Origin of the sequence: Oligoflexus sp. (assembly GCF_035638955.1) — a bacterium.
Lineage (GTDB): Bacteria > Bdellovibrionota_B > Oligoflexia > Oligoflexales > Oligoflexaceae > Oligoflexus.
Genome location: NZ_DASQYZ010000223.1, coordinates 23048 through 47419, shown reverse-complemented (window position 1 = coordinate 47419; position 24372 = coordinate 23048). Strand labels below are relative to the sequence as shown.

Annotated in this window: 12 protein-coding genes and 2 pseudogenes; 13 read left to right on the top strand and 1 reads right to left on the bottom strand. The window is 53.2% G+C overall.

What is annotated here, in order from left to right; all coding sequences use genetic code 11:
- The first annotated feature begins 223 nt into the window (after positions 1-223).
- Positions 224-1423: a hypothetical protein gene (locus VE954_RS21240; protein ID WP_324956499.1), complete on the top strand. Its 1200-nt coding sequence runs from the start codon at positions 224-226 to the stop codon at positions 1421-1423.
- A 92-nt stretch (positions 1424-1515) separates the two neighbouring features.
- Here VE954_RS21240 and VE954_RS21235 read toward each other — a convergent pair whose 3' ends face one another.
- On the bottom strand, positions 1516-2232 hold the full coding sequence (locus tag VE954_RS21235; RefSeq protein ID WP_324956497.1) for a hypothetical protein: 717 nt from the start codon (positions 2230-2232) through the stop codon (positions 1516-1518).
- Between the two features lie 229 nt (positions 2233-2461).
- Here VE954_RS21235 and VE954_RS21230 point away from each other — a divergent pair, with 229 nt between their 5' ends.
- The 12 genes and pseudogenes from VE954_RS21230 (at position 2462) to VE954_RS21180 (ending at position 24370) form a co-directional block, all read left to right on the top strand.
- Complete coding sequence (locus VE954_RS21230; protein WP_324956495.1) at positions 2462-3004, top strand: Spy/CpxP family protein refolding chaperone; 543 nt, start codon at positions 2462-2464, stop codon at positions 3002-3004.
- The gene (locus VE954_RS21225; RefSeq protein ID WP_324956500.1) at positions 2940-3545 is read left to right on the top strand and encodes an RNA polymerase sigma factor; all 606 of its coding nucleotides are present in this window, start codon (positions 2940-2942) and stop codon (positions 3543-3545) included. The genes VE954_RS21230 and VE954_RS21225 overlap by 65 nt, the downstream gene beginning before the upstream one ends.
- The gene (locus VE954_RS21220; RefSeq protein ID WP_324956493.1) at positions 3538-3855 is read left to right on the top strand and encodes a hypothetical protein; all 318 of its coding nucleotides are present in this window, start codon (positions 3538-3540) and stop codon (positions 3853-3855) included. Before VE954_RS21225 ends, VE954_RS21220 begins: the two co-directional genes overlap by 8 nt.
- Positions 3856-3879: 24 nt before the next feature.
- Positions 3880-4209, top strand: a pseudogene (locus VE954_RS43850) (DUF1801 domain-containing protein); the annotation flags it as partial.
- A 54-nt stretch (positions 4210-4263) separates the two neighbouring features.
- Positions 4264-4512: pseudogene (locus VE954_RS43845) on the top strand (hypothetical protein); the annotation flags it as partial.
- Positions 4513-4730: 218 nt separating this feature from the next.
- Entirely contained in the window at positions 4731-5042 is a 312-nt protein-coding gene (locus tag VE954_RS21210; RefSeq protein WP_324956489.1) for a hypothetical protein, read from the top strand.
- Positions 5043-5118: 76 nt separating this feature from the next.
- Positions 5119-7863, top strand: a complete 2745-nt coding sequence (locus tag VE954_RS21205) for an ATP-binding protein (protein ID WP_324956487.1) — start codon at positions 5119-5121, stop codon at positions 7861-7863.
- 191 nt (positions 7864-8054) lie between these two features.
- The gene (locus tag VE954_RS21200; protein ID WP_324956486.1) at positions 8055-8390 is read left to right on the top strand and encodes a hypothetical protein; all 336 of its coding nucleotides are present in this window, start codon (positions 8055-8057) and stop codon (positions 8388-8390) included.
- Positions 8391-8514: 124 nt separating this feature from the next.
- Positions 8515-9666: a hypothetical protein gene (locus VE954_RS21195; RefSeq protein WP_324956484.1), complete on the top strand. Its 1152-nt coding sequence runs from the start codon at positions 8515-8517 to the stop codon at positions 9664-9666.
- 223 nt (positions 9667-9889) lie between these two features.
- Entirely contained in the window at positions 9890-16159 is a 6270-nt protein-coding gene (locus tag VE954_RS21190; RefSeq protein ID WP_324956482.1) for a non-ribosomal peptide synthetase, read from the top strand.
- 18 nt (positions 16160-16177) lie between these two features.
- Positions 16178-16954 (top strand): serine aminopeptidase domain-containing protein, encoded by a 777-nt coding sequence (locus VE954_RS21185; protein ID WP_324956480.1) that lies wholly within the window; start codon positions 16178-16180, stop codon positions 16952-16954.
- Positions 16955-16957: 3 nt separating this feature from the next.
- Positions 16958-24370, top strand: a complete 7413-nt coding sequence (locus VE954_RS21180) for a polyketide synthase (RefSeq protein ID WP_324956478.1) — start codon at positions 16958-16960, stop codon at positions 24368-24370.
- Positions 24371-24372 lie beyond the last annotated feature (2 nt).

Here is a 24372-nt window from a genome sequence, read left to right as displayed (position 1 = left end):
ATACCAATTATGATATTTTCCCACAGCTGAGAAGACGTAGCAGCTTCCATTAAGTCACCTTTTTCGTTGGCGAGATGGAAACTTAGTAGAGATATTTGAGAGTTATGGAAATTTATAAAAATTAACCGAATGACATTGCTGCTTGCAGCCCCTTTTTTTCGCAACATTTAATGCCAGGCACCGTCCTTCCTATAGGTTGAAATCCTATAACGCAGGACGTTTCATGAAAATTCTCAGAGTGATCTTGTGCCTGGCCCTGGTTGGCTGCGGCGATTCTTCGGATAAAAAATCCCCTTCTCCTGTGACAACTCCAGCGGTTCAACCGGTTGTACCGGAACCCATTCCAACGCCATCCCCTACTGGCACGCCTCTACCTACGCCACTTCCGACCAACGAGCCCAATCCTCTTCCGACGCCTACGCTCAATCCCCTGCCTCGGAATCCCGAGTATCTGGATATCATAGCCCTTGGGGATGCCGGATATTATATGGCAGTCGACGGCCTGCCTGAAGATCCTATCGTTGTCGTGGATCGGAATGAAAAACCCACCTTCGATCTTAAGATTGCGATCTATGACAAAAATCGCGCTCTTCTGGCGAATGATCTGTTTAAATTCAAGTTGATAAGCAGTGATGCCCAGGCGCAGGGGATGAACTTGACCTTCGGTAAGCTCGACCTTGTCCAGGCCCGGGTTCTTATCCAAACAAGTGACGGGACATCGATCGGGATGATTTCCTTCAAGCTGTTGAAAACCACCACCGATAAAGTGGAAATTGCTCGGGAATTTTATCAGTTCGTCAGTGAAGTCGTTATGAGTTCAAAAGACGCTCATGAGCTTCTGGAACTAGCGAACGCCAAAGGAAAAGGTTGGTTGCTGACGTATAAGAAAGCCTATTCCTATCATTACGGCGTCAGCTTCTCGGCGCAACAGGCTCATGAGTTTGCTCGGAAGGTTGGCGACAAAGCCCAACCTGAAGCTTGGTTAACAAGCTACCAGGCTGCCTATACCTTTTATTACAAGGTCAGCTTTTCAGGTTCGACGTCTCATGAATTTGCCGAAACAACAGCAGATAAAGACAATAGCGCCGCATGGCTCCGGTCTTATGAAAAAGCTTATACGTTTTTTTACAAAACGACATTTTCCCAGCAGGATTCCCACACATTTGCCGAGCTGGCGGCAGGGAAGGCAAATCCGGAAGCCTGGCTTGCTGTCTATGAAAGCGCTCACAGTTTTTTCTATGCGAAGACCTTTTCAAGCCGACCATCGCAGGAGTTTGCCCTTAAAGTTGCCAACAAAAGCCGGGCCGTTGCGTGGTTCGACAGTTACAAAACCGCCTATGAACAGGCGGTAAAGAACGGCTTATCGCATAATAAAGCTGATGAAGCGGCTACGCAAAAGGCTGATGCTGCTGTCCCTGAGTGAGACATCAGGTTCCTTGAGCCGAGCTGGATCGTTGACACGACGAGGACAGGCGGCCAGTCCCTGAGCGGGACTGGACATATCCTGGAGGCTGTTCAAGGTAACTTTGCCTGTGTATCAGCCAGTGCCTGGGTACAAGCTGCGCTGGTGAGTTTGGTTTCGAATTCCTGCTTTTGGTCATCGGTCAGTGGCGCGTGACGGACGGGACCATGACCCGATCCTTGCCCATCGGGACGCTGACCGCCTGGTCCGTGACCCGGCCCGCGATTAGCACCGGCAGCCCCACCCTTCCCGCCTTCAGGCCTTGGCAGCATACAGGCTTCATGAAGAGCCTTGCCAAGGTCCATCCAAATCGCGAGAGCCGATTCATTTTCCGTGTGGCATGTTTCCATGCGTGTGCGATCAGCCGTCAGCTGATATTTATATTGAGCGCGGACGGCTTCGACTGCGGCACGCTTGTCCTGCTCGGACTTGCTTGTATCCTGACGAATGGCGTCGATGGCTGTCTTGATCGTCTCACGCAGGGTTTGGTCAGGCGCACAGATTGCATCCACCTGGGATCGAATGCCGCCATGAAGCGTCTTCGCTTGAGCCAACGCAGCCTGGGCTGCTTCACTCAGGAAGCTGACATCAGGTTCTTTCGAACCCGTTGCCTTGGATCCATCATTGAGACCCGCACTCGCTGCACTGTCCGTGGCAGCGTTCGCCACACCCAGGTTGTTGAGTTGATCCGAGTTCAGATCACTCAAGGATCCGCATGATGTTACCAAAGTCAGGAGGCCAAGCACGACGAGAGAGGTACGGGTTTTCATGAATTTCTCCTTGTGAATCTTGATTCCCAATCTGCGTCAGGAACCTTCACCCTGTTTGACTCCGCTCGGGGTGGAGAAGTTCGATCGCTCCGCTGAATTTTATTTTGTTCCATGTTTTCATCAGTATATTCTGAATCATTGGATTTTTTCAGAGGCATCGATCCTCTTGAGCCTTTGCGGCGTCCAAGTCCTATGAGAACATACAAAGCCGGCCGAGGAGGCTGCCCCTATGAAACGTTATGCCATACTTTTATCTGTTATTACATTGGGTTACATCCTAGGATGGACCGCGAGCGTCCTGCGCTTTGGGCTGCCGCCGCTAGGTTTTGACCGGCGCCCTCCTCGGCATGAAGGTCCCCAGGGAATGTTCGAAGGCATCGGTTTGAAAGATGACCAAAAAGAGGCCATCCGTAAGATTCGTGCTGAGGAAGAGGACGAGAGACAAGTCCTGCGTGAGAGGACAGACAGGGCGCGGCGTGAATTTGAGAAACTGCTGGATTCGTCGCAGGACCGCGAACTTTTGCAGGACGCTTTCAATCGCATGCTTGAACAGAAGAATGCGATGGAGCAGGCTCACTTCAAGAGTATGATGAAAGTTCATCAGGTGCTGACCCTGGAGCAGATTAAAAAATTGGGCGAGCAAAGGCCGAAGCGTGGGCCGGGTGGTCGTGGGCCTGGGCGTGGTCCAGGAGGCCCTGGGCGTGACCATGGGCCGCCGCCTCATCATGATGGTGGCAGGCCTGATGGTCCGCCGCCACCTCGCGGAGAATAAACGCCAGGGGATGACTCATGGGAAAGCTAAATTCATGACAACGCCGCAACTGTCCTTCAAACAAATCCATACCGAGCACGCCGCAGGTGTTCGGCGGCTGCTGCATCGCATGGGCGTCGGCAACGATTTGGATGACCTGGTGCAGGACACGTTTGTTAAAATCTTTCATCATCTGGACGAGTTTGAAGCCAGGAGTTCGCTGAAGACCTGGATTTATTCCGTGGCTATGAATACAGCGCGGGACCATTATCGTAAAAATAAACGCCGGAGCTGGCTGAGTTTCTTTGGCGACGACACCCATGAAGTGAGCAGCCATGAACGCCCGGATCATCAGGTCAGTGATCGGGAACAGATTGAAGGTTTGTTAAAGGCGCTGTCGCCGAAATTGAGGGAGACCGTGGTGCTGCATAGTGTTCAGGAACTCGAGCTGCAGGAGATTGCCGAAATCCTGAAGATTCCGCTCGGCACTGTTAAGTCCAGGCTTCATGAGGCTCGCAGTAAACTTAAAGAATTCCAAGCAAAGGAGGCAGCCCATGGATAAGTGGCAGGAAAATCTGGATCGGGCTTTGGGTGAAGCACCTGCGGCACCGGCGGATGAATTCGCGCAGATCCTTCGCAGGACCAGGATGGAGCAACCGGGAGCATCCTTGCCCGCAAGGGGTCAGTTATGGCCCACACTGCTGTGTGCCGGCTCGCTGGCTTTCGCTGTTTTGGTGAGCGTTTTCATAAAACCTGAAACTGAATCAAGTGAAACAACATCTTCGTCCCTATCCATGCTCTCGATTGAAGCAACCACGCCCTTTGACGAAAGCCTGGAGCGGCTTGAGGATTTGGCCGATCAGATCCAATGATTCGTTGAAACGAGGAGACGTTCCATGCCGATGAAAAGCTACGCTACTTTTGATGAATGGGCTGCTGATCAATCGAAGGCCAACCAGAGTCTCATTCGGACTATGCGCGCCTTCATTCGCAAGGCAGCTCCTGATCTTCAGGAGACTGTTAAGTGGGGCAATGGATGTTTCGTCGGTGAAGTTCAGCCCGTTATCTATCTTTATGCTGACGAGGATCATTTGCAATTCGGCTTCTTTTTCGGTGCAGCTTTGAAAGATCCCGGCCAACGCCTTGAGGGTAAGGGAAAGTTTGTCAGAGCCGTGAAACTGCGGAAGCCGGCTGATATAGATAAAGCCTATTTTACGAAATTAATTCAGGATGCACTGCGCCTTGAATCCAAGGAAGGCCTGGCAAGTCTGAATAAATCCAAGGGCTCGGATGCTTTCCTCGAATCCTTGTCGAAGCCCGCGATTCGAGCGCTCAAGGCAGCAGGAATCACGAGTCTAAAAAAGCTTTCCCGGTACAGTGAAAAAGAGATACTTGCCCTTCATGGTATCGGCCCTGCTGCTATTCCTATATTGCGCGCGGCATTAAAAAAGGATGGCTTGTTGTTTAAATCTATTGAGAAGGCAACCAAAGTCGCTAAGCCTACTCGGGCCAAGAAAATACCAAAGTAGTCGTCGGACAAACATTTGCCTCAACGCACGACGTCTTGTAGATGCAGCTTCATCATGCCCTCTCATAGGCCTCCATAACTTGGGTTCGTGCATGGAACTGCGGTTCAGAAAACTCGCAGCGGATTCCAAAATTATCCTCGTCTTCACTTTGTTCATTTGTGAACAATCCACTAAGCTAGTGATATTCCGATCTACACTTGGCTCAAGGACTTCACTTTGTGAAAAACGCAAGTAGCCAGCTCTTTGCTTTGCTTTTTCTGCAGTTATGGATGCCAACTGCCAAAGGCGAGGTCGCTCTTAACAAGGTTTCAGACGCCACTGTCGATCTCCAAAACTGGAATCTGCAGAAACAACCCATTCTACAACTCGATGGCGATTGGCGATTTATACCCAATAGATTCCTGACGCCAACCGAAACCTTAGTCCTTTCACCAGATGAAGGCTATGCTGCGAAGGTGCCAGGAAATTGGAGCAACACTCAAGGCGGTGACGACATGCTCGGCTTGGGATGGATTTCGTCGTGTCATTAAGGAAAATGCCCAACTCCCGAAACACCAATGGGAAATCTGGGCTTTTTTGAGATCAAAGTGAATTCGGAGACAGTCCTTGCATATATTCATAATCAAAATCCTGCTGATCCCTATACTCGCCGTTTGCTTTGCATGCAAGTCAGCTGCAGCAGATACAGTCGTTGACCTTGCTGCGCTGGAGGAAAGTGCGCTGGATGAACCTGCCGCCACCATTCGATCCGCCGAGCTTTACCTGGCTGACATCGATCCTTCCAAGGATTCCGAAAAATGGATGCGGATCTACTCTATCATGCTGGATGCCAAATACAGCCGTGGCGAGACAGACAGCCTTCAGCCAATGATTGAGCAATTGCTCAATACGGCCCGGCGCGAGGGCAACGCGAAAGAAACAGTCCTGGCACTGGTCCTGAAAGCCAAGTCTCTGCATGAGAACTCTGACCGGAAGACTGTCATGGGCCTCTATGAAGAAAGCCTTTCGCTCTGCAACAGGTCACCAGAACGCGGCCTCTGCGCCATCCCAATGAGTAGTCTCGCCTATTATAATTACTTCATTGAAGACTATCCCAAAGCCTTGGAGAACATTCAAAAATCCCTGGCCATCATTGACAAAAACGATGTCAAGCAAGTCAATCAATGGTATCTGGCTCTTAACGTCATGGCAATCATCCTGGATAACCTCGGCGACTTTGACAAGTCGATCCCCCTCTATGAACAGGTTTATGCCCACGCAGTACAGAGGAAATGGCGTTTTTTTTCGTCGGTGCTGGCCTATAACCTTGGCAAGGCCTACCTCTTGAATGGGACGAAAGCGCCGCTCAAGAAGTCCTTGCAATACTTCGAAGAGTCAGCAGATCTCGCCGTCAGTATCGATGATGAACTTAGCGTTGGCTGGGCTCAAATGGGCATCGGTGAATATTATGGAAAGGCTCAAAAACACGATTTGGCATTACAACCCCTGCAAAAGGCTCAGCAGATATTCGTCAAGTTTGGAATGAAGCGCCAGTCCGGCGAGTGCTGGATATTGATCGCTCACGCCCACTTCCACCTAGGAAACATGACTGCCTCCGAACAAGCCATTGCCCATGGAAATTCGCTGATTCCAGTGGAATTTCAGGCTGAATCAGCCAATCTGAAGAGGCTTTCCTATGACATTGAGAAAAGGAAGGGCAAGCTCCAGACTGCCCTTGTTTTCCTGGAGGAGTATCTGCGCCTCTCCGAGGCACAAAGCCGAACAGAGCGGGAAAACCAGCTCAACAAGCTCAGAGTCCTGCTGGGCCTGGACGCAGCCGAGATGCGATCCGCTCTGCTGAAGCGCGAGGTGGAAATCAAGCAGCGTTTGCTGGTCAACTCCGAGAAGATAAAAATCCTTTTTCAAGCCCTCTTCCTGCTGTCGATCTTTACAGTGGCCAGTGCGGGCTTCGTCGTCTTCCAGATGAAGAAGCACCACAATCGTCGCCTCTGGATGGAACAGGTCATGAATGCTATGGAGGAAGGCATCATTACGATCAACCGCAATCTCACTGTGAAGCATGGGCAATCACGACAGGCGGCAGCGGCTCTCGGCTACACAGATATTCCCATCGAAGGATTGGATATCATTTCGATGGTTTTCGACCGTACACAGGACAGCTCTGATCAAAAAGCCATCTATAGGGAATCGCTGGCGGCGTGCTTCGGCCCCGATGACATCGGCTGGGAGCTGAATCAACACCACTTGCCACGAGAAATCATCCAGACAGATGACGTGCGCAAGGTGCTTTCCATTCATTGGCAACCGCTCCTGTCGGCCCAGGGTTCGCTTGATGAAATCATCCTGGTGATTCGCGATATCACCCAAAGCCGCCACTCAGAATTAGAGCTGGCGAGAAAACGCGCCCAACAGGACAAGGTCCATTCACTTCTCACTGAAATCACCAGCATCAAAGCCGGCAGGGCACTGGCTTTCCTACGCAGTTTCGACTTAAACCTGACAAGGGTTCATGATGCAGCATTGAACACCAAAGATCCCTATCCTTGTCTACGCGAGCTCCACACGATGAAAGGAGAAGCGCGGACCCTCGGGCTTCAGACTCTGGCCGACTCCATTCACAGTGTGGAAACCACAGTCCTTGGAGTGCATAATGAAACGCGGACCCAGACAGAAGGCGAACGTGATTGGGAGGATCTTCTCCTGGTCAGAAGCGAGCTTATGGAAATCGTCAAGGCCTTGCAAACAGACACAGCTACCTATCAATTCAGCAATCTGCTGGAGATCTCCGCGGAACTCAATAAGGAAGCTCAGCGGGAGCTAGGCAAACACGAATTCCCGTTCGATGGGATCGAGGTTCGCGACTCCTTTCAGAATTGGACACCGGGGATACTCAAACTGGTGCATCAGTCCTTGATCCATGCTCTGTCGAACAGCATCGATCACGGGTATATTCGCCCGAGGTCACGAGGACAAACGCCTCGCCATGCGAAATTTGAAATCGTAGCGCAGCGCGAAGGCCATGACCTGATCGTTGCCTTCTCAGATAACGGAGCAGGTTTTGAATTCCAAAAACTCAGAGCTCTCGCGGAAGCAAGACAATTCACTCCGAGCCCGCAAGAAACCATCGCCGATGTGTTGTTCCTTGAAGGCGTGTCAACGGCAGAGGCCGTCAGCCAAACGAGTGGCAGAGGGGTAGGCCTTGCAGCGATTAAAAATCTATGGATTGAAGCCGGAGGCCTGGTCCAATTGCGCGTCAGGGAGAGCGGAGGCACGGCCCTCACGATGAGGCTGCCATGTGATCCAGTTGAAAAACCATTTGCCGCTCCCCAACTCGAGGCCGAGGGAGCCTAAAAAGTCCCAAGCATCGGCTAAGGCGACCAGATGGATTGCTTGTTTAAGTGGAGGTTGTTGGACCTTGAGAACTACGTTGCCGACTTGACGGACATAAGGGAGAAGACGTTGACAACCCAAAACAAGGCAGCCCACCTCGGCGGGCAATGCTATCATGTGACATGACCTTCAAAACGCATCGAAAGACGAAGATGAAGAAAGCTGGAGTAAAGAACCTTTACTACGGTTTGCCCCTCCGATTGATTGCTGCTGCCGCGGTCATTCAGGACGACGAGTACGATATCGTCGAGCTTATCAGCTGGCCTAGGTCGGTCCAGAAAATGGATGCCTCGCGCATCGGCGGTTACAGCTTTTCCATCGGTGGTCGGGCCCTGGCCGCGTCTCGCGACCTGCATCTATCGCCTTTGGCTCTGGCAGGCACACCCAGCACACTCTCCTCTTTGGTCTGCGACGAACATCTGGTCTGGTGTTGGCTGGACGCTCCCCTCGTGCTCGAGACGGCATTAACGAGCCGAAGCAGGCTTTAGTTTTACCTGATCACGCACATGGGAACTTCTATGGCAACGATACCAATCTCTACGCCCAAACATTGCTGGAATTTTTCCAAACCAATTTGCACCTAAACCACCGCCCACAGAAAGGATGTCACTGATGCGAACAAGCAGAAAAGCCCTATTTTCCATGATCTCCCTGCTGGTCGTCGCCATGCCCGCTATGATTTGCAAACGTAAATCGAACAGCAAGGGAGCCGCGGATATGACCAGCGATGCTGGAGCAGATTCGCCCGGCTCGAAGTCGTCCAACCCGTCCAGCCCGTCCGATCCGAATTCCAATACTCCCATTGATCCAGTGGTCGAAAAAAACATGAATCCTGAAGTCGGCGAGGTCGTCACGGATCTCCCGACCAATCCAGGCACACGCATCAATGGAGGTGTCATCGCCCAGACACGTTGGACAGCTGCGGGCTCTCCCTATCATATTCTGGGCGATATCACTTTACCTGACGGAGCAACTCTGGCGATCGATCCGGGCGTCACCGTGATCTTTGACGGAGCTTATAAATTTTCCGTCATTGGCGGCAGTCTGCAACTCGCTGGCACTTTGGAACAACCGATTCGATTCACGGCAGCTCAAAAAAATCCAGGTTGGTATGGAATACTTTTTTGTCCCGACCCGACGTGCACATCTTCGGTGAACAAGGGCAGCATCGACGCTCGTTTTACCATATTCGAATACGCCCGCGCCAACGACAAGGAGGGCGATTTCCGATACTGGCGTCGCGGGGGCGCCCTGCTTCTGCTCCACACCAGCAGCGTCAAAATCAGTTCCAGTGTCTTTCGTTATAACTTTGCCTATGAGGTCGGCGGCGGGCTGGAACTTATTGCGATCGATAATAGTCAAACCGTGCAGCTGGACAATATCCTTTTCCTTGGGAACGAGGCGGGATCGGGCGGCGCCCTGCGGCTCTCGCATATTCACAATCGCAGCTGGTCGGGACTGATCTTTGAATCCAATCGCGTTCGCAACTGGCCTGATTCCTATGGGGGAGCGATTGAAGTCGAAGATGCTAGCAACATCACCATGACCAACACCATCGCCTCGGCCAACCTCGCGGAAGTCGGGGGCCGCAGCACCGGGATCGGTGGCGGGTTCTACTGCTATACACCCGGACTCATTCTTTCGCCACCGTATGAACTCAGCAATAATAGCCCGGAGCACAGCGTGGGCTGCGGGCAGGAAACCGAGTTCAATAATCAGCAAGGTAAAAGCGGTCAGGTGAATCGCATGGTCCCCGCCTATTGAAAAGCGTTGATGAGTCTCTTACCTCTTGGCAAGGTTCCACCCTCCACCCAGCTCCTTCGCTCTATAATAGATTAATTTCATTGAATTATTTATCGGATTCGGGACGCCATCATGAAGTCCCGATTCGAACCCTTCATTTATTTTTGCGTATTACGACAACCTCTTGAAATATCCTGCACTGTTTTCCGGCCGCAGACCGCGTTCAAAAACGGAGACTCTTCTCATGGCATCGAGCGTCAACTACATACCTTATGAAGGTGATCCGTTCAGCGGCGGAGGCGAACTCAGCCACGTCGTTCCCTCGACGGAACCACAGAGGGAAATCTGGGGTGCCCTGCTCTTGAACCCGGAAGCGACTCTCGCTTACAACGAATCCATCACCATGAGCTTAAATGGGCCCATGGATCACGATATCCTGAACCAGGCTGTCGCCAGCCTCTACGTTCGCTACGAAGCCTTGCGCGCGACCTTTACCGCAGATGGTTTGACCATGTGCTTTTATAAGGAACCGCGCATGGATTACCGGAGCCTGGACCTGCGTACTGTGGATCAAAAAGATCAGGTCGCCGCTTCGGAACAATTGCGTGAAACATCGCAGCCGTTTGACCTCCTGAACGGTCCACTCATCCGCTTTCGTTTGCTCATGCTCACGGATACCACGCACCGGCTTATCATCACCGGCCACCATATAATTTTGGATGGCTGGTCGCTCGCCGTCCTGGTGAAGGATATTTTTGATTGCTATCGTCAGCTGGTGCGGAAGCAGCCTTTCACCAAACCGAAAGCTCAGGAATTGAGCCAGTATGCTCTGGAACGCGCCGGCGAATCGCAGGAAGCCGACCTGCAATATTGGGTGCAAAAGTTTCGAAGCGTTCCCACTCTGGATTTACCGACTCGTGGTCAAAGGCCGCCCCAGAGAAGTTTCGGCGCGGGTGTGTATTTCAGGATCTTCGATCTCAATCTCATTCAGGATTTGAAAAAGGACGCACGGCGGCACAAGTCGTCATTTGTAAACTTTATTCTGTCCGCCTTCTCACTCACTTTGAGTCAGATCTCGGGACAGAAGGATCTCGTCATAGGCCTTCCAGCGGCTGGTCAGGCTATTTTCTCACAGCCTGACCTCGTGGGTCACTGCGTGCATCTCCTGCCTTTGCGTTACCAGGTGGATCCAACCCAGACCTGGCCCGAGTACCTGGATCAGTGTCGTCGGCAGTTTCTTCAGGACTGGGAACACAACCGAATCACCTTTGGATCCCTACTGCAAAAACTCAACCTTGGCCGTGACCCCAGTCGTATCCCGCTGGTTCCCGTCGTATTTAATATCGACACGAAAATTCCCAAAAAGGATCTCACCCTGGATCGGCTCGACGTCGACTATACCATCAACCCTCGACAATTCGAGTCCTTCGAACTCTTTATCAACTGCGTGGACAGCGAGGGGGTCTTTGAAGTCTGCTGCCAGTATAATGCCGAACTTTTCGCTCATGAACACATTGATCGCATTTTTTCGGGACTGGAACGAATGCTGCAGCAGATCGCCCGGAATCCATCCAGTCTTTTGAGTGAACTCAGCATCACGGATGAGGCCGCGATCGCCAAGGTCAACCAGTTACCGCAATCCTTTAGCGGACCCAAGACTTTTGTGGACTGCTTTCAGGCTTTGGCGAATCGGCAGCCGGATGCACCGGCTCTGGTGAATGATCAGGAACGCATCAGCTATCAGCAACTGGACCGCCGCAGTCAGTCCGTGGCCGGCCTGCTCCATCGGGAAGGCATAAGGGCTGGGGACCTGGTCGGCGTGTGCCTGCCGCGCGACCATGATTTGCTCATCACGCTCCTGGCCCTGATGAAAATCGGAGCTGCCTATGTACCCCTGGATCCGAGTTTTCCCCCTGTTCGCTTGAAAATGATCACCGAAGACGCGGCCCTTAAATTCGCCGTGATCGATGCCTCCACGCGCGACCTCATTCCGCAGCTTCATCATATGATCGACCGCAGTCAATTCCCTGGTAAAGGTTCTCATGAAGCCTCGACGGACCTGCCCGTTCTGGAGTTCAATCGCGAGCGCTTGGCCTATGTGATGTTCACATCCGGATCCACCGGTCGCCCCAAAGGCGTGATGATCACGCAAGCAGCCATGCTGAATTTTCTGCGAGGCATGGCCGAAACCATAGGCTTTAAGCCTCAGCACCGTATTTTAGCTGTCACCACAGCCAGCTTCGACATTTCGGTTCTGGAATTTTTCATGCCGCTCATGACCGGTGGATCCATCGTGCTGGCTTCGGCTCAGGATGTGAAAGATGGCTATCGCCTGGCGGAATTGATTCAGCGTTTTCAGGTCAACATCATGCAGGCGACACCATCCGGCTGGAAGATCCTCCTGATGGCGGGTTTCAAAGCCCCGTCGGGTTTTGTCGCGATTTGCGGTGGCGAGCCGTTTCCCCGCAGCCTCGCCGAAGATTTACTGCAGCAAAAAATGCTGGTGTGGAATGCCTATGGACCAACCGAAGCTACGGTGTGGGCGACGGTCCAGAACATTACCGATGCCAGGGCCCCTATACTCGTGGGCAGGGTTTTGCCCAACTATGAAGCCTGGGTGGTGGACGAGGAAGGCCGGGCCTTGCCTTTCGGCTGCAAAGGTGAATTGGCCCTCGGCGGCGAAGGTCTTGCTGTGGGTTACCTGTCCCGACCTGATCTAACCGCCGAACGTTTCTTCTTCGATGCGCAGGGACGTCGTCTCTATCGAACCGGTGATGTCGCACGACTGCTTCCGGATGGCAGCCTGGAACTCTATGGCCGCAACGATGCACAGGTGAAAGTCCGGGGATTCCGCATCGAATTGGATGAAATCAAACTGGCTTTGGAATCCCTGAGCGAAGTCCGTGAAGCTGTGGTCCTGGTCAAGGAACAAAACGGCGACAACGTCCTCGTGGCTTATGTGCGAACGCGCTCAGGCGACATTTCGGATCGCGAACTCCTGGAAAAACTGCGGCCACTCCTGCCGCTCTATATGCTACCGCAAACTTTGATTCTCCTGGAAGCCTTTCCGCTCCTGCCCAATGGCAAAATCGATCGCAAGTCTCTGCCCGATCCAATGAGTCAAAAGAAGACCGATCTCAGCATCGTCTTTGTTCCGAAAACCGATGCCGAGCAGCTGCTTCTCAAACATTGGATCGCCATCCTCAAACAGAACGAGCCGAAAGCGGATGATGACTTTTTCATACAGGGTGGCCACTCTCTATTGGCAATGCAATTCCTTGCTCTGCTCAACCAGGATCTGGGAACCGAAATTAGGATCCACCATCTGTTTCAAAAACCAAGTCTGGCTGGTCTCGCTCAGCTGCTGTCAACCATGAGAGTGGAAGGTCAGGGGAAAAGCGCTCCGATTTTGCATCGTGCTGCCCATGATCAAAGACTGTCTTTGTCGCAAAAACGCATGTGGTTTGTGGAAAGAGCCGAGGAAAAGACCAAGGTCCATAACCTACCGGGTTCCTGGAGGATGCGTGGCCGTTATGATCACGATCGTTTCCAGGCGGCCTTCGACCTTCTGATGCAAAGGCATGACGCACTGCGCATGACCATCATTACCGTGGGCAGCGAACCCAAGCAGGAGATACACGACAGCCGCTTTGCGCTCAATTTAATTGATCTCAGCACGGAACAGGATCCCTTCAGCGTGTGTCAGAGCATGATGGCGGTCGCTGCCGATACCCACATGCCGATCGATCAATTCCCTCTGTTCATTGCCCAGATTTATCGGCTTAACGCCGATGACCACGTGCTTTTCTTTATGCCCCATCACATGATCTGGGATGGATGGTGCTTTGATATCTTCCTGGATGAACTAAACAGCTGCTACACTCATCTGCAGGGCAAGGCTGATCTGCTGCCTGGACCGCCGATCACATACGGTGACTACTCCAGTTGGCAGGCTGAACGCCTGCAGTCTGCAGCCATGGCGGAACACTTTCAATACTGGCAAAAAGTTTTCAGCACCATTCCCGATCCTTTGGAATTGCCACAGGATGTGCCGCGTCCCCAAACATTCAACCAACAGGCTGGAGTGGTTTCGGTTTTCCTCGACACCCACTTGGTACAAACGCTGGATCAGTACTGTCTGAAGCATGGTGTGACACCCTATATGGTGATCCTTGCTGTCTATGCTTTGGCCCTGAGGCGTTTCGGTCATCAAGATGATCTCGTCATTGGCAGTCCAGTCCGGGGTCGTCCACGGGCTGAACTGGAACGTCTGCTGGGTGTCTTCATCAATGTCATCCCTTTGCGCATCCAGGTCGATGAAAAGGAAACGTTTACGGATTTTCTGGCCCGTGTTCGCCGCATATGTACCGAGGCCTTCGAACACGAAGAGATGCCTTTCGAAATGCTGGTTTCCAAGCTCTCTGTGAAGAGGGATCAGAGCCGCACCGCTCTTTACAGTGCGATTATTTCCTATCAGGATGTCAGCGCGCGGGTGACGGGTTTTGGTGATCTCCTGCTGCGTCAGGTCCTCGTGCACAGTCCGATAACGCCTACCGACCTTTTCTTCTGGGTGAAAAAAGGTCGGACTGCTTTGGAATTGGGTCTCGATTTTTACAAGGGTCTTTGGCATAAGGCTACCGCCGCTTCCTTTCTGGAAACGATTCGAATCATGCTGGAAGGTGCTTTGCAAAGCGATCGCGCGCCGATGCACAGTCTCTCGTCGGTCAGTCCCTCCGCCTGGAAACAGCATATCGCGGCTCAGGGTCCACTCACAAAGAATTTCCAAGTACCCGGCCTGGTTCACGAACTGCGGGCCGCGCATGCCAAACACGGATCGCGGGTGGCCCTGTCCTTCAAATCCAGGCAGGTAACCTATGATCAAATCTGGCAATCGGCAGCCGCTGTCGCTTCAGAACTGTCCGCGAAAGGTCTCCGCACCGGCGAATTTGTCGGCATTTGCATGGAGCGTTCCGAAAATTTGATTGCGGCGATGCTGGGCAGCCTTCTGGCTGGTGGAGCTTACCTTCCACTCGACCCCCAGTATCCTCTCAGCCGGCTTGCTTACATGATTCAGGATTCAGCCTGTCGTTTTGTGCTGCACGATGACGATTTGCTCGACACTCTACCCGTGCTCGATACTCTCCAATTGCTTGCTTTTGAAGCTATTCCCCAACAGTCGGCGCCTATCAAGCTGCCCCTGCTCAGCCTGGATGATCCCGCTTACATGATCTATACTTCGGGATCGACAGGCAATCCCAAAGGTGTTGTCATCAGCCAACGGGCCGTTCTCAACTTTCTTTGGGCTATCAAAGAAGCGGCTCAGTTCCCACCACATTTTTCGACCCTGGCTGTCACGACAATTTCCTTTGACATTTCCGTGCTCGAAATTTTTTCCACTCTCCTGGACGTTGGTACAATCTATCTGGCCACGAGCCGCGAAGCCATGGATGGACAGAGGCTCAAGCAGATGCTGCAGGAATCAAAAATTGATCTTATGCAAGCGACGCCGGTCACCTGGCGCCTGCTCCTCGACAGCGGCTGGGAAGGCCAGTCCAGTCTCTGTGCGTTGATCGGTGGTGAAGCGCTGCCGCATGATTTGGCGCAAAGACTAGTACCGAAAGTGGCTTCGCTCTACAACGTGTATGGCCCAACCGAAGCTACTGTCTGGGCTACAATCGCAAAAATCGCCGATTTGCAGCAACCCATCACCATTGGTCGCCCCTTGCCCCACTATCATGTCTATCTGCTCGATGAACAGAAAAAAGCCTGTTCACCGGGAATGCCCGGGGATCTTTACATCGCCGGACCTTCCCTGGCAACCGGTTATCACAATCGTCCGGATTTGACGGCTGAAAAATTTATCAAAGCGCCCTGGGATTCCACGCTTCGGCTCTATGATACAGGTGATCGGGCTCGATGGACAGATTCCGGTCAGCTGCAGTATCTGAGGAGGCGGGATACGCAAATCAAACTGCGTGGTTTCCGTATCGAATTGGAAGAGATCGAACGACGGCTGCTGGAAATTTCGGGTGTACAAAGAGCGGTAGTCATTGTTCGCGAGGACCGTCCCAATGATCAAAGACTCGCGGCTTATTTTGTGTCAGCCCGTGAAATCGGCAACGCACAACTCAACCAGGAACTTAGCCGGCATATGCCGCGCTATATGATACCCAACATCTATATGCGACTCGAGGCTTTGCCGCTGACAGCCAATGGCAAAATCGATCGCAAGCAGTTGCCCGCACCGGAGTTCAGTCTGGATTCCACGCGAACCAAAAAAGAACCTGAATCCGGGGAAGAAAAACTGATCGCCCAGATTTGGCAGGAACTTCTGACTCTGGAAAAAGTCTATCGTGAAGATAATTTCTTTGATTTGGGCGGGCACTCTCTGCTGGCTATCGAGGCGATTCAAAGAATTCGCGAAGGACTCGGCGCAGAAATCCTGGTGCGGGATATCCTGCTGCACACACTCGGTGAAATTGCGGCGGAAGCCGCCTTGCGAAAAGTGGTCTAAGCGCATAGGAGCGGAGCGATGGCGGTTGCAATTACATTTCTTTCCACGGGCGAGGGTTCGATCACCCAGTATGAAACGGCGCCCGATACGCAGTCCGTGAAAGACGAGGGTGTTCTCTTCATTAATTCCGGTCCCTGGGACATTATGCGCCTGAGCTGGCTGCAAAAACAAATCACTGCACAATTGAGCGATATGGGCTATCACGTGACTCGCTTTGATCTGTGCGGCACAGGCGATTCGCCAGAAGCCACTGAATCCGCCAGCTGGGAACGCTGGGTCCGCGAATGCTGTGCTGTGCGGGATGCCTTGCGTAAAAAAGTTCGCAAGGTTCATGTCGTGGGTATTCGGCTGGGCGCGGCCCTGGCTTTAAAGGCGAGCGAGAACTATGCCTTTCGCTCATTGCATCTGATTGACCCTATTTTCGATGGAGCCGCTTACTGGGAAAACCTGCAGAAACTGCAGCAGAATTTTCTGGCCATTCAGAATCGCTTTGGAACGCAGATTGAAACCACCCATGAACTGCTGGGATATCCGCTGGGACCCGCTTGGAAATCAGCGATCGAAGCCCTTAATTTCCGGCAGTTTGATGGCAAAGGCCGGCGCGCCTATATCTATGGCAGCCATGCTCTGCCGGCCCAGGAAGCTTTCGTCGAAAACCTGGTGGCCAAAAACTGGGAAATAAAATCCGTTCCGGTTGCTGATGATTTCGCTTGGCTGGACCCAATTAAAATACACCTGCAATGTTTCGCGCGAGCGACCTTGCAATCGATCTATCAAGAATTCGCGGAGCTATAAATCATGCAGCTGAAGGCCGTTCGATTCGGACAGGACCAACACCTCTTAGGCTTCTACCGTGAGGGCCCGGCGCGATCCACCTCGGTGGTATTGTTCTGGAACACCGGTCTTTGGAACCGATCGGGGCCGCATCGCTTGAACACGGAACTGGCCATGAAGCTGAGCGATACCGGGATCTCGAGTTTCTGCTTCGATGTATCGGCACTTGGTGACTCGGGCAACCGACAGGGATCGACCGGACAGGAACGCACGCTGGCCGATCTTGCCGACGCCTGCGACTATCTGACAAAAAATTATGGGTTTGAGTCCTTCATACTCTTCGGCGTCTGTTCGTCGGCGATCGATGCCTATCATTTTGCGCTGCGGGAAAAGCGCGTTGTTCGCCTGATCATGATCGATACGTTCGCCTACCGCATTCCCCAATTTTACGTTCACTACTACGCGCAGCGGGTTTTTTCGCTCAAACGCTGGAAAAATAAGCTGAAGAAAATGCCCGACCCTTCTGAATCCGTAGAAGCCGGCCAGGCCGATCTCTTCGAAGGCGTATATCCCGACCAGGAGGAAGCCGCCAAGGGACTGCAGACTTTGGTGGATCGCGGCGTCTCGCTCTGGGTCGCCTTCACCGGTGGCTTTCGTCACATCTATTCCTATGAAACACAGTTTGCCGACACTTTTCCCAACGTGAACTTCAAGGACAGTCTGCAACTCAATTTTTATAAGGAAGCGGACCATCTCTTTTCCATCCGTTCCCAAAGGCAAAAATTATTTGGGGATCTGAACGGCTGGTTTGGACAGCCCAACGCGGTTGCGGCACCCCAAACCATGTCTCTCAATGCTCTGATCGAACGCTGGGAAAGAACTGCAGATCCTGAAGCCACAGCCATCGTTTTCAATAGCGCACGCATGAAATATGGTCAATTTCGCGAGGATGTCGATCGCTGGGTCAGTGCTTTGGAGAGTCGTGGCATCGGCCCCGGCGATCCGGTGGCAGTCGCCATACCACGCAGTCCTGAACTCATCGTAGGAATAGTCGCTGTTCTGAAAATAGGGGCCTGCTACGTGCCTCTGGATCTGGGTTACCCGGCTGAACGTATTCGCACGGTCCTCAACATAGCCGGGCCCAAACTCGTCCTTTGCCAAGACAGCTATGCAAAGAACCTGCGTGATCATCAGGTCCTGACGATCGAAGACATCCGCGCACGGCCGGGTGCCGGATCTCGCATAGTTGTGCCACGGCAGGCGCATGATCCCGCCTATATCATCTTCACCTCGGGTTCGACCGGAACACCGAAGGGTGTGGTCATGGGTCACGGGGCCCTGGCCCAACTCATCCTCTGGCAAAACAAGACCTATCGCCCTGCTGCCCACACTCTGCAATTTTCACCGATCGCCTTCGATGTTTCCTTCCAGGAGATTTTTTCGACCCTCAGCACAGCGGGGACCCTCGTTCTCATTCGTGAAGAGGAACGCCTTGACCCGCGCCTCCTTTTGGAAAAAATCCAGTCGGAAAAGGTCGAGCGGATATTCCTGCCCTATGTGGCTCTGCAGCTCCTCGCAGAAGCCGCCAGTCGAGATCCATCCGCCGTCATTCCGCTGGTCGATGTTTTCACGGCCGGAGAACAGCTGATCTGCACGCCCGAAATTCGTCAACTCTTTACGCGGACCAGCAACGCCCGACTGCACAATCAATATGGTCCTTCAGAAACGCATGTCGCCACGGCTTATACCTTGCCGGCTGCCGTTCATGAATGGCCCGACCTGCCGTCCATAGGCGCGGCGATCGAAGGTAGCGCCTGCTATATCCTGGACGATCTGGGCCAGCCGATCAAAGATGATCGGGAAGGCGAACTCTATCTGGCTGGTCAGTGCGTCGGTGAAGGCTATTGGGGCGATTCCAAACGCACAGCTGAGCGGTTTATTCAGCTCAATGTCGATGGGCACACGCAGAGGGCCTATAAAACAGGGGATGTGGCGCGCTGGATGCCTGATGGTAATATCGCGTTTCTGGGACGCAGTGATGATCAGGTTAAAATTCGCGGATTTCGCATCGAACTGGGTGAAGTGGAAGCCGCTCTTAAGGAACATCCTCAGGTGTCTCAGGTAGTGGTGCTGGCACTCGGGGATGCGGTCAAGCACCTCGTCGCTGTATTGCAGCTCAAGGATCCCAAAGCCGACTGGCAGGATCTGTCGAAAATAGTCGAACGGAAATTACCCGAGTATATGCGGCCGCAGCGCTATGTGGTGGTCGCGGATATTCCGCGCACGCCCAGTGGCAAGATCGATCGACGCGAACTGACGAAACGCGAAGCCCCGTCCACTCCCCAACCCGCAGCACCGGTGTCTGTTCCCAGAAGTCTGGTCAACAAAATCCGTGCGGCATTTGCCAGCATCCTCGATCGCGAGGATTTGGAGGACGATCCCCATTTCTTTGAATCCGGCGGTTCTTCCATTTTAGCTATCAAACTCGCTTATCGGCTCGAGGAGATCTTCAAGCATCCTGTCAGTGTTGTGCAGATTTTTGAAAATCCGCGCGCCTCTCAGCTGCAGAAATTCCTGGATACCCATATGGTTCAATCATCCAGAGAGGTCCACAGCTCTTCGGTCCTGCCTACGCATGCCCTTGATGAACCTATTGCTATCATCGGCATGGCCGCGCGTATGCCGGGGGCCCCTGATCTTGCAGCCTACTGGCGTCTCCTGATGGATGGCAAGGAGGGCATCGCCACCTTTATGCCAGAGGAACTGGAAGCCGGTTTGGATCCGAACGAGATCTCGAGTCCCAACTATATTCGGCGGCGCGGAATCCTGCAAAGCGCCGATTGCTTTGATGCGGATTTTTTCAACATCAAAAAAGCTGAAGCGGAGTTGATCGATCCCCAGCAGCGGGTCTTTCTAGAAGCTGCCTATCATGCTCTGGAGGACGGTGGTTATGTGCAGCGTGAGAACGAAAGGGTTGGTGTCTTCGCCGGATCCGCTCATAGCACGTATTACATCAAGAATGTGCTGCGCAGCAAAGGGTCCCAGTCCTCGCAGGGAGCATTTGCCGCGATGCTGGCCAATGATAAGGATTATCTTGCGGTTCGCGTCGCCTTTAAGCTCGGTCTTACCGGTCCGGCCTTGGATATTCAGACCGCCTGTTCGAGTTCAGCGGTGGCAATCATTCAAGCGGTGATGTCACTGCGCAGCGGGCAATGCGATGCTGCCCTTGCCGGTGGCGTGGCCATCACCGTTCCGGTGAAAAGCGGCTATATGGCGAATGATGGAGGCATGCTCTCCCCCACCGGACAATGTCGTCCCTTTGGCAAGGATGCCGATGGAACCATATTCTCGGACGGCGTCGGCGTTATTCTGCTCAAACCACTGCGCACGGCGCAACGCGACGGAGACCGAGTGTATGCGGTCATCCGCGGGATTGGGATCAGCAATGATGGATACAATAAAGCGAGCTTTACAGCACCCTCTGCGCGTGGACAAAAAGCGGCGATCGAAGCGGCCTGGAAAAATTCCGGACTGTCACCGACCACCGCGACCTTCCTCGAATGTCATGGCACCGCCACGGCTTTGGGTGATCCGATTGAAGTGGAAGCTCTGAAGGGCGTTTTCGCTGAGAATAAACCCGAATCTGTGGCCCTTGGTTCTGTCAAAGGCAATATCGGGCACACGACTGCCGCTGCTGGTGTCGCCGGCATTATCAAATCAAGTCTTTGCTTGTATCACAGACAGTTGGCACCAACCCTTTATGCGAGCGAACCGAACCCCTTGCTCGGCATTCAAAAGTCGCCGTTCCGCATCGCCAGTACCGCCAGCGGGTTACCCAAGGATCAATCTGTTCTTGCAGCGGGTGTGAGTTCCTTTGGAGTGGGCGGTACCAATGCTCACATTGTCTTAAGTTCGGCGGATCAGGTCGTCACGGTCTTGAGTCCAGCGCGATCTCATGAATTGATTTGCCTCAGCTCTCGCGATGAAGAAAGTCTGATGCGGGCGAAAGATCAGGTGCAAAGCTGGTCGAGTCAACTTCTGCCCGAAGAACATCGCGCCCTTTCCAAAGCCTACCTGCGTTCCAATAGCGGTAAAAAACGCGCCTTTGCCATCCTCGGTCGCGACCGGGAACTGACCTGGAAAGGTCCGGCGCTTTCGGGTCAGGTTCAAATGCTTTGGACATTTCCCGGGCAGGGCACCCAGGCCGCTTTGATGGGTCAGCAGTTGGCTCAACAGCAGCCTATTTTTCAAGGGCATTGGCAGCGTATTGCTGAATGCATCAGAAAGCACGCGGGCTGGAGTCTGAGTGAAATCGTCCAAAATCCAGCTGAATCAGCGAAACTGGATCAAACAGAATTTGCTCAACCGGCGATTTTTTGCACCTCGCTGGCTATGGCTTATACGCTCCACGATTTGCAGATGCAGCCGGATTTCCTGATCGGTCACAGCATCGGCGAGATCGCTGCGGCAACCTATGCAGGTCTTTGGAGCGAGGAATCGGCCTGTGCCATCATAGTGAAACGAGGTCAATTGATGGGTCGATTGCCTGCCGGTGGCATGACTGCAGTGGCCGCAACCGAAGAACAGATCCGTGAGATCCTGCATCCGGAACTGGATATCGCGGCGATCAATGCCGCCAGTTCCTGTGTAGTCGCGGGTCCTCTGGCTGCTCTGGAAGCGATGGAACAGGATCTCAACTCCAAGTCGCTGCGGTTCACGCGCCTTCGCACATCCCATGCTTTCCATTCACGAACCATGAATCCGATCGTTCCCCAGTTTAAAGAATTCGTCGGCCGGTTTTCCTGTCAGGAGCTGTCACTGGAAATTTTTTCCACGCAAACGGGGCTGCTGCTGACGCGGGAGCAGGCGAGAAATCCGCAATTTTGGGCGGATCAGCTGCGCAATCCGGTCTTGTTTCACAAGGCAGTTCAAAGTCTGGGTCGAGCCTCAACATCTCTCCTGGCTCTGGAAGTCGGCAAAGGGTCCGTGACCAGCTCACTCATCAAACGCAGTCTGCCAGGGTGCGAGTTCCGAGGCGTCCCCACCCTTGAACAACCGGATCAGGAATGGCCCAGTTTCCTGCAGGCCATCGGCGAGGTGTGGCTGCACGGATTTCCGGTCAATCCTTCCACTGCGCTGGATTTGAATCAACAGAAGCCGCTCTGGGTGCCTGGTTATCCATTCGCGAGAAAACGCTACTATATCGAACCCGAAGAAAGTGGGCGCTCGCTGCCGCAACAAAACTCGACCACGTCTATACAGGAGAGGACTCACACCATGTCTGCGCAGAAAAATCAACGCTGGGAAGCCATATGCAATGAGGTTGTCACAGCTTTGGAAGAATGTTCCGGGATGGAAACCCTACGGGACGACCTGAACGCTTCATTTTACGATCTGGGTTTGGACTCCTTGTTCCTGACTCAGGCTTCGCTGACCATCGGCGAACGCCTCGGCCTTAAGGTCAGTTTCCGGCAAATGTCCGAGGATTTGACCTCGATCAGAGCCATAGTCGACTATGCGGCTCAACAGTTACCTGCCGATCGTTTCGCAGCACAGGTTGCGGATCCGAAGACGACATCAGCACCAGCGCCTGCCGCACGCGAGTCGTCTTCGTTGGCCTCGACACCGATGACGGCAGCATTCACAGCCCAGCTGGTGCCCCCAACATATGTCGAAGGCACGCGATTGGAGCAATTGTTTCATCAGCAGATGGATATTATGCGGATGCAGATGCAGATGCTTTCCGGACAACCTCAGGTTGCATTGCTGGCAGAAACACGATCCGGATCCCAATCGCGTGAGGCGCCGCGGACCGCTCCGGCCAATATCGTGCCGACTGTCAGCGACGCCAAGGCTCCTGCGGAAACTATGGACGCCCCTCCACCCAAGGCCGCCTTTGGAGCAATCGCACGCATATCCACGGATCGACTGTTCGGTGACGATCGACAGACCGATACGGTGCGAAAATTCACCAAAGTCTATAATTCAAAAACCAGGAAATCCAAAGATTATGCCAGCCAGCATCGCAAATCCATGGCCGACCCTCGGGTCGTAACTGGCTTTCGTCCTACGTTTAAAGAGCTGGTCTATCCGCTCGTGACCAATCGTTCTGAAGGCCCTTATATATGGGATATCGATGGGCATCGTTACATCGATATGCTCAACGGCTTTGGCAGCAATTTCTTTGGCCATGCGCCCGCCTTCATCAAGGAGATCCTGCATAAGCAGATTGATGCCGGCTATGAAATTGGGCCGCAGTTCCATCTGGTCGGAGAAACCAGTGAATTGGCGGCCGAACTCACCGGGCATGATCGGGTGGCCTGGTGCAATACGGGATCGGAAGCAGTTTTAGGCTGCATCCGCATCGCGCGTACCGTAACCGGCAAGAAGAAAATAGTCTCGTTCCTCGGCTCCTATCATGGCATCAACGATGAGGTTATCGTGCGCAGCAATGCTCGACGCAAACCTTATCCCGCAGCACCGGGCATATTGCCCAACAGCGTGGAGAACATGCTGGTCCTTGACTATGGCACCGATGAAAGTCTGGCAATCATTGAAAGTGAAATACAGAATCTGGCGGCAGTCCTGGTTGAACCGGTTCAGAGCCGGCGTCCGGAATTTGTCCCCTTGGAATTCTGGCGGCGTTTGCGCCAGATCACAGAAGCCGCCGGTGTCCCGCTGATTTTCGATGAAGTCATTACCGGCTTTCGTTATCACCCCGGTGGCGTGCAGGGTGCGTTCGGAATCCAGGCCGATCTCACATCCTATGGCAAGGTCGTGGGCGGCGGTTTGCCCATCGGTATGATCGGTGGCAAAAAACGCTTCATGGATTCTCTCGATGGTGGCTCCTGGCGCTTCGGTGATGAGTCCATCCCTGAAGTCGGTGTCACTTATTTTGCTGGTACGTTTGTCCGTCATCCTTTGGCGATCGCCGCTGCCTATGCGACTCTCGCGGAAATCAAACGAACCGCTGGCCAATTGCAGAAGGACACCAATGCGCGCGCGGATCGACTCTGTCGCGAACTCAATGCGCAGTTCGATCGCTTGAAAGTGCCCTATCACTATTGCAACTTTGGTTCACTGATGAAGCTGAAAACCACGGACGAAAAAAATCATTTCGCCGAGCTGCTGCCCTGCTGGCTTCGCAGCAAAGGCCTGCACACCTGGGATACATTTCCCAGCTTCCTTACGGCGAGTCATAAAGATGAGCACATCGATCAAATCGTCAAAACTTTTGAAGAAGCCTTGCAGGAGATGATTGCCGGCGGACTCTTTCCAGCGGCCGAAACCGCAGCGCCGTCCAATGTCATCCCTCACGATTTTTCGCCGCCGCAAGAAGGGGCTCGATTGGGCAAAACCAAGACCGGGCAAGTGGCCTGGTTTATCGAAGATCCGGATCGCCCCGGTCGCTATCTGCAAATTGCTCTGGCCAATTGAAT